Here is a 6,303-nt window from a genome sequence, read left to right as displayed (position 1 = left end):
GGGGCGGGGGCGGGGTGTACAATAGTGATGCGCTGGCAAGGGAGGCGATTCTATTAACACAATTCTATTAACAAAATTCTATTAACAAACTATTAACAAGTATTGTCACCCGGGGGGGCTATCAGGATTTCAGGGTATTCTGTATTGTGGTTTCCAATTGTCGGTAGGGTTTAGCAAAAATTATGGTTCACACAGTTGATGCAGTAACAGGATTTCTTTCCCAAATTGAGCCCTTTAAGAGGTTATCTCCTGATGTCTTGGAGGGGATTGCTAAACAGTGTCAACCCCTGAAGTATGATATAGGACAGATCATAGTGGTGAAGGACAAAATACCGCCCTATGTAGCCATAGTATATGAGGGGGAAGCCCGTTGTATTGGTTATGACCCCCCCACCGGCCAGCCAGTGAGCATCCAAAAGGTGGGTAGGGGGGCCATCATAGGGTGGGAGAATTTAATTCGGGAAATTCCCTTGGAAACAGCCATTGCCTCTACCCCTCTGATAGCCCTAACCTTCAACAGGGAGAAGTTTTTAGAAATAATCCGGCTCAATCCCCCTGTAAGGGAATATTTCCAGGGCATTGCTGGCATTCATGAGGTATTTTACCTGTTGGGCCTCCAGCTGAGTAGAAAAGCTATCGCTTTTTTGGAGCTCAAGGAAATCACCAAGGAGACGTTATCTGAGTGTCAGGTATTGTATCTGGCGGCGGGCAAAAACAGACAACTGCCACAGCCACCAGAGAAGCAGGCATGGGTGTTGAGTGCAGGACAAGTGGAGGGTAAGAGTATAGGGGATGCTATTGCCCCACAGGAAAGCATAAACCTGACCAGTGACTGTCGTTTCATCTCTCTTCCCAACATGGACCTTATTGCCTCCGACTCCTCCGAGGAGGTATCCTATGGTCAACCCCAACAGGAGATTGCCTCCAAGACTGAGAGTGGGACTGACCTCAATCTTACTAACTCAGTTTCCCCAACAGAGGATATTCCCCAAGCCAAGGAAGAAGAAGTCCTCGAAGCCTCCACCCACACCACTGTTTCTTCCGGTCGCGCCTCTGGGAGGAAATACCCTTTTGAGGCAGGCAGGGGGGAAGTCGGAGTGGGCATCGCCTGTATGCGCATGCTATGCAGGTACTACAAAATGCCTTTTCGGGGGGAGGTATTACAGAGGATTATAAAGGAACAGGTAGAGAGGAACAAGGTACTGTCTTTGGAGGCATGTGGGGCAATCTGTGAACTGATGGGGTTAAACGCCCAGTTGATTCAACTACCGGCTGGAGCCATTAGCAAGTTGGAAGGGCCTTTTTTGACACGGCTTTCCGATTCCTTGGTGGTGGTATACCAGGCCAATGATAAAACCTGCACAGTGGCAGATCCAACCCTAAGAGGGTTAAGGGAGTTCAAGACTTTGGACTTTTTGCGTAGGTGGGGTGATAGGGGCAAAGTCTTACTTTTAAAGAAGACAAAGGAAACCCCCCAAAAGAAATTCGGACTGAGTTGGTTTATCCCCGCCATTGTTAAATACAAATGGACTCTCCTTGAAGTATTTGTCTCTTCGTTCTTTGTGCAATTGTTTGCCCTGGCCAACCCCCTCATGATTCAGGTGGTCATCGACAAGGTGCTAGTTCAAAACAGTCCAGATACCCTTCATGTGTTAGGCATATTCTTACTAGTCCTAGGTATCTTCGAGGCCCTGTTGAGCACCATCCGGACTTATTCCTTTGTAGACACCACCAACCGCATTGACATGGCCTTAGGCTCGGAAATAATAGACCACCTATTGCGACTGCCTCTAAGATACTTCGAGAAACGTCCTGTAGGGGAATTAGCCACCCGCATCAACGAACTGGAGAACATCCGCTCCTTTCTGACGGGCACGGCTCTTACAGTGGTGTTGGATGCCGTATTTTCCGTAATTTACATCGTAGTGATGTTCATTTATAGTCCCTTTCTGTCGTTGGTAGCCTTGGGGATTATTCCAGTATTTATAGCCTTAACCCTAATATTCTCTCCCCTAATTCGTCATCAATTGCGGGTAAGGGCAGAGCGCAATGCCGCAACCCAGGCTCACCTAGTGGAGGTCATTTCTGGGATTCAGACGGTCAAGGCTCAGAATATCGAATTAAAAGCCCGTTGGGAATGGCAGGAGCGCTATGCCAGGTATATAGGCGCTGGCTTTAAAACCGTCATAACCGAAACCCTTGCCGGTGCCACTGGTAACTTCCTTAACAAACTGTCACAATTACTGGTGTTGTGGGTGGGCGCCTACCAGGTGTTAGACGGAAAAATGACCTTGGGACAGCTGATTGCTTTCCGTATTATAGCAGGCTACGTAACTTACCCCATTCTGCGATTGGCTCAACTGTGGCAGAACTTTCAACAAACAGCCCTCTCCTTGGAAAGACTGGCAGACATAGTAGACCATCCCGAAGAGGGTGAACAGGACAGGGACAACATCCCCATGCCCCCCATCAAAGGGCATGTAAAATACGAGAATGTGTGTTTCCGGTTCAAGCCCAATAGTCCCTTACAGTTAAACAATGTTACCATTGAAATCCCGGCGGGCACTTTTGTAGGCATTGTAGGGGAGAGTGGTGCCGGCAAGAGCACCTTTACCAAACTCCTTGCTCGTCTCTACGAACCAGAGTCCGGACGCATTCTCATTGACGGCTATGATATCAACCGGGTGGAATTATACTCTCTGCGTCGTCAGATTGGGGTAGTACCTCAGGAGAGCCTTCTCTTTGACGGCACCATCTTTGAAAACATTGCCCTTACAAGTCCCTCGGCCACAGCGGAGGAAGTAGTCAAGGCCGCCCAGATAGCAGTGGCTCACGAGTTTATTATGAGTCTTCCCAACGGTTACAATACCAGGGTAGGGGAGAGGGGGGCAGCCCTTTCTGGTGGCCAACGGCAGAGAATTGCTATCGCCCGTTCAGTCCTACAAAATCCGCGCCTGCTCATCCTTGACGAGGCCACTAGTGCCCTTGACTACAACACCGAAGCACAAGTTTGCCAAAACCTGATTCACTTCTTCAAAGGGCGTACTGTACTCTTCATCACCCACCGTCTAGCCACTGTTAGAAACGCTGATCTCATCATCCTGATGCACAACGGCATCATTGCCGAGAAAGGCACCCATGAGGAATTGATGGCTTTACGGGGGCGTTATTTCCACCTCTGGCAACAACAACAGAAATACAAAAACTAGTAAGGCCATCCCCCCGCCTCCTCTCCCCTGCGGGCTTCCCCCGGAGTGGGGCTGGGGTGGGGGCGGGATTAGATATTAACAAGCAAGCCCGCCATGGACACCTAGGCGGGCACAAAGGGCAACACGCACCTGCGACTGTGCGCCCTCTTAGATTTTCCTCCAAAAACTAATTTCAGAAACTAACTAACAAACTAACTTACTAGACTACGGGCTCCAGACTACAGACTAACTCGACCAAAGAAACGTCAGAAAGAGAGACCCACTAGCTGAACTAAGGGTTCACCACAATGCGCCCGGCCTCCCCACAGCCCCCGGGGCGGTGACCCCCTTGCCTAACGCCGGTGCCGGCTACACCAGGGGGCACGAGACGGGAGGACGCCTCCACTCTCTCTTCCTTCCCTTTCCACTCTCCTTCTCTCAGACTCAAAGGGCCCTGCAAAGCGCGGGTTCACCACCCCGAACTGAGTCTTCTCCTACAAGCCCCCCTTGTCGCCACACCACCGGCCTCACCCTAACAGGTTCCTCTTCGGGTTCGTCCTGGGATGCCGGGGTTCCGAGCGCCGGGACTAGAGCCGACGGTGCAATGCCCTAATCGCCTCTTTCCTTTTCCGGAGCCTCTCCTATGGCCCCTTTCCCTTGCACCTGACTCTAATATATAACATCCTCCCGGGAGCTGTCAGAAAAATGGCCCTACTTGCAACAATTGTTGATGTTAGTTAAAGTTTGTTCACATTTTGCGGAAACTGACAATCCCTCAACCATCGTTGGACTGCCTGGCCAATGATACCATTAGTGGAGTCGCGAGGGGGAGAGAGGAGAAATCCATCTTGATGGGGATAGCCCAAGCGAGTAAGAGCCTTTACTAGTGTCCATCCTTGGGGCGTGGCTGTCAAGAGCAGCCAGTGGAAGTTTTGGGTTTCTACCACCCTATTGGGGTTGGGGTATTGTCTTTCTAGGGTGGTTATGAAAACTTGTGCTATGTTGCCGTCACTGGGGGTATTGTCTAGATTGAAGAAGGGAGTGGGATTGAGAGGGAGGGCAGTGGTGTCGATTTTGCCAGCAGTGATAACATAGACGGGCAGGGAGTATTTACTGCGGGTTGTTTGAATGATTCTGTTGGCATAGTGGGGCAGGTTTTTTGTCAAGGAGTCGAGGAAATTTTTGCCATCAAAACAGGTAGAAACAGTTATTGATGGGGATGCCTGGGAGGGAAGGGGGAGACTAAACAATAAAATTGTTACCGCCACCCAAATCCGCTTGACGACTACGGGCATCATAGTACAAATCTGCCAGAGATATTTCAAATACTGCCTCCTTCAATTTGCGGTTTAGTCTTCTCCACACGGAAGCCGTTACCCAATCCTCCGGAGAATTATTATCATATTCCGCCGGTGGCAAGGGGTCAATACTGTCTCCCACTGCCGCCAGGATAGCGCCAAGGGAAATCTTTTCTGGGGCTACTGCTAATTGGTAGCCCCCCTGTGCCCCTCTTACAGACTTAATTAGGCCGGCACGACGAATTTTCAGCAGAATTTTTTCCAGGTAGGGCGCTGGTAGATTTTGTCGTTGGGCTATGGTGTTGACGGATACCGCCGGCATATCTCGGTGACAAGTCAGGTACAACAGGGCTTTAACTGCATAATAGCTTTGGGTTGTCAGTTTCATCGGTACTGGTCAATTCCCGAATAAAGGGGATTAGGTTTATACGGGAAAAAAAGGTATTAAATTTTCCGGTTTTAGTATATTATAGTTGATGACCAAAACTGATAAACTGTATTTCTATATCTGGTCAATATACACTTTTAATAACTGAAGAGAATAATAAGTAAATGTCTGATAAAAAACCACAACCATTAACAGGAAAAGAGCTACTAAAAAAAGTCAAAAAACTGGGCAACATGCCCCGGGAAGAAAAAGCCATTGAATGTGGCTATTATACTATAACCAAGAAGGGGCATAAGCGGGTGAATATGGTCAAGTTCCTTAATGCCCTGATGGAGGCAGAAGGAATAACTTTAGATAATAACCAACCCGTAACCCAGAAAAAAAGAGGCCGCACTGCCAATTATCGTATCAATGTCCAATCGAATGGTAATCTCTCCATTGGCAGGGCCTACACTGAAAAGATGGGCCTAAAACCGGGGGATGAGTTCGAGGTTATCCTCGGGCGTAAAAACATCTACCTCAGGCAAATTGAAGCCTAGTCTTGTGACTGCCAGAAGGGAGGAAACCTTCCCCGGCAAAGAGATAAGAACAAAAATTGAACCCTGGCTGCCCTTTGACTGCTGGGGATTCCTTCCTAATACAATCCCCTGACAAGGGGGAGGGGGGAGCTGCTGGTCCTGTTGTTTAATATTATTTACTAAACCTATTTCCCACTTTATTCCCCCCCCTGTTGCCTTGGCTTTATTTTGTGACATTTTTATCTTGTTACTTGTCTTTTTAACCTTTGCCGTGGCATTTTTTATAGTTCTTCCACTGGGTTTTTAAATTCTTCTTCTATGGACAATATTTGTCGTTTTGCTCCTTCTAATTTGGCTTCTAGGTGTTTAATCCTAGCCTGATATTCTCTTTTGCTTCTCTCGGATTGTTCTCTAAGTTGCATTATTTGTTGTTCGTTTTCTAATAGTTTTTGCTCAAGGACGCTAATTTTATCCTGAGCGAAATTAAGTTGTTCTGTTTTTTCAGCTATTTCTCTTTCCAGTTCCTGTACTTTTTGATGTAAAAGCAGTTTCTCATCCTCTTGTTCTTTTATTTTTCCCTTGGCCGGGTGCCCATCTTTGTTGAGCAAAAGAAGCAATAATAAAACCACCGTCAACCACAAAAAAAGTCCCGCGAAAACCTCATTCAACTGTGCCATATGACTCTACACCACACTTCAAGTGATTATATTTATCATTGTAACATAGATTATTATCTGAGACAGGGTTTAAAAAATGTTTTACAATGAGGTGGTTTTGAAAAAAAGGGACAAAAAAAATGACGGCAAATGAATTCCTACTACTAATAGCCCTATTGTCGCCCGGGTTGTTGCTGTCGTTTATAATAATGGCCTGTTTTGCCATGGGAGGGTAGGATTTAGGGGCAGAGTATG

Annotated in this window: 5 protein-coding genes; 2 read left to right on the top strand and 3 right to left on the bottom strand. The window is 47.6% G+C overall.

The window, feature by feature from the left end:
• The first annotated feature begins 182 nt into the window (after positions 1-182).
• Complete coding sequence (locus IGQ44_05725) at positions 183-3,209, top strand: peptidase domain-containing ABC transporter (protein HIK37471.1); 3,027 nt, start codon at positions 183-185, stop codon at positions 3,207-3,209.
• A 716-nt stretch (positions 3,210-3,925) separates the two neighbouring features.
• On the opposite strand, the gene IGQ44_05720 is transcribed toward IGQ44_05725, so the two are convergent.
• Together IGQ44_05720 and IGQ44_05715 are read right to left on the bottom strand one after the other, a co-directional pair.
• The gene (locus IGQ44_05720) at positions 3,926-4,486 is read right to left on the bottom strand and encodes a hypothetical protein (protein ID HIK37470.1); all 561 of its coding nucleotides are present in this window, start codon (positions 4,484-4,486) and stop codon (positions 3,926-3,928) included.
• Entirely contained in the window at positions 4,431-4,874 is a 444-nt protein-coding gene (locus IGQ44_05715) for an Rrf2 family transcriptional regulator (protein HIK37469.1), read from the bottom strand. The genes IGQ44_05720 and IGQ44_05715 overlap by 56 nt, the downstream gene beginning before the upstream one ends.
• 164 nt (positions 4,875-5,038) lie before the next feature.
• Between IGQ44_05715 and IGQ44_05710 the strand changes: the two genes are divergently transcribed.
• Complete coding sequence (locus IGQ44_05710; protein HIK37468.1) at positions 5,039-5,413, top strand: AbrB family transcriptional regulator; 375 nt, start codon at positions 5,039-5,041, stop codon at positions 5,411-5,413.
• A gap of 260 nt (positions 5,414-5,673) precedes the next feature.
• Here IGQ44_05710 and IGQ44_05705 read toward each other — a convergent pair whose 3' ends face one another.
• Complete coding sequence (locus tag IGQ44_05705) at positions 5,674-6,069, bottom strand: hypothetical protein (GenBank protein ID HIK37467.1); 396 nt, start codon at positions 6,067-6,069, stop codon at positions 5,674-5,676.
• Positions 6,070-6,303: the final 234 nt, after the last annotated feature.

It is taken from the genome of Geminocystis sp. M7585_C2015_104 (assembly GCA_015295805.1).
Classification (GTDB): Bacteria; Cyanobacteriota; Cyanobacteriia; order Cyanobacteriales; family Cyanobacteriaceae; genus DVEF01.
The sequence above is the reverse complement of the archived record's forward strand: the minus strand, read 5'-3'. Positions and strand labels throughout refer to the sequence as shown.

What these genes read in the sequence shown, in the direction of transcription:
- IGQ44_05725 (HIK37471.1), top strand. Translation starts at nt 183, where the DNA reads ATGGTTCACACAGTTGATGCAGTAACAGGATTTCTTTCCCAAATTGAG.
- IGQ44_05715 (HIK37469.1), bottom strand. Translation starts at nt 4,874, where the DNA reads ATGAAACTGACAACCCAAAGCTATTATGCAGTTAAAGCCCTGTTGTAC.
- IGQ44_05705 (HIK37467.1), bottom strand. Translation starts at nt 6,069, where the DNA reads ATGGCACAGTTGAATGAGGTTTTCGCGGGACTTTTTTTGTGGTTGACG.
- IGQ44_05720 (HIK37470.1), bottom strand. Translation starts at nt 4,486, where the DNA reads ATGATGCCCGTAGTCGTCAAGCGGATTTGGGTGGCGGTAACAATTTTA.
- IGQ44_05710 (HIK37468.1), top strand. Translation starts at nt 5,039, where the DNA reads ATGTCTGATAAAAAACCACAACCATTAACAGGAAAAGAGCTACTAAAA.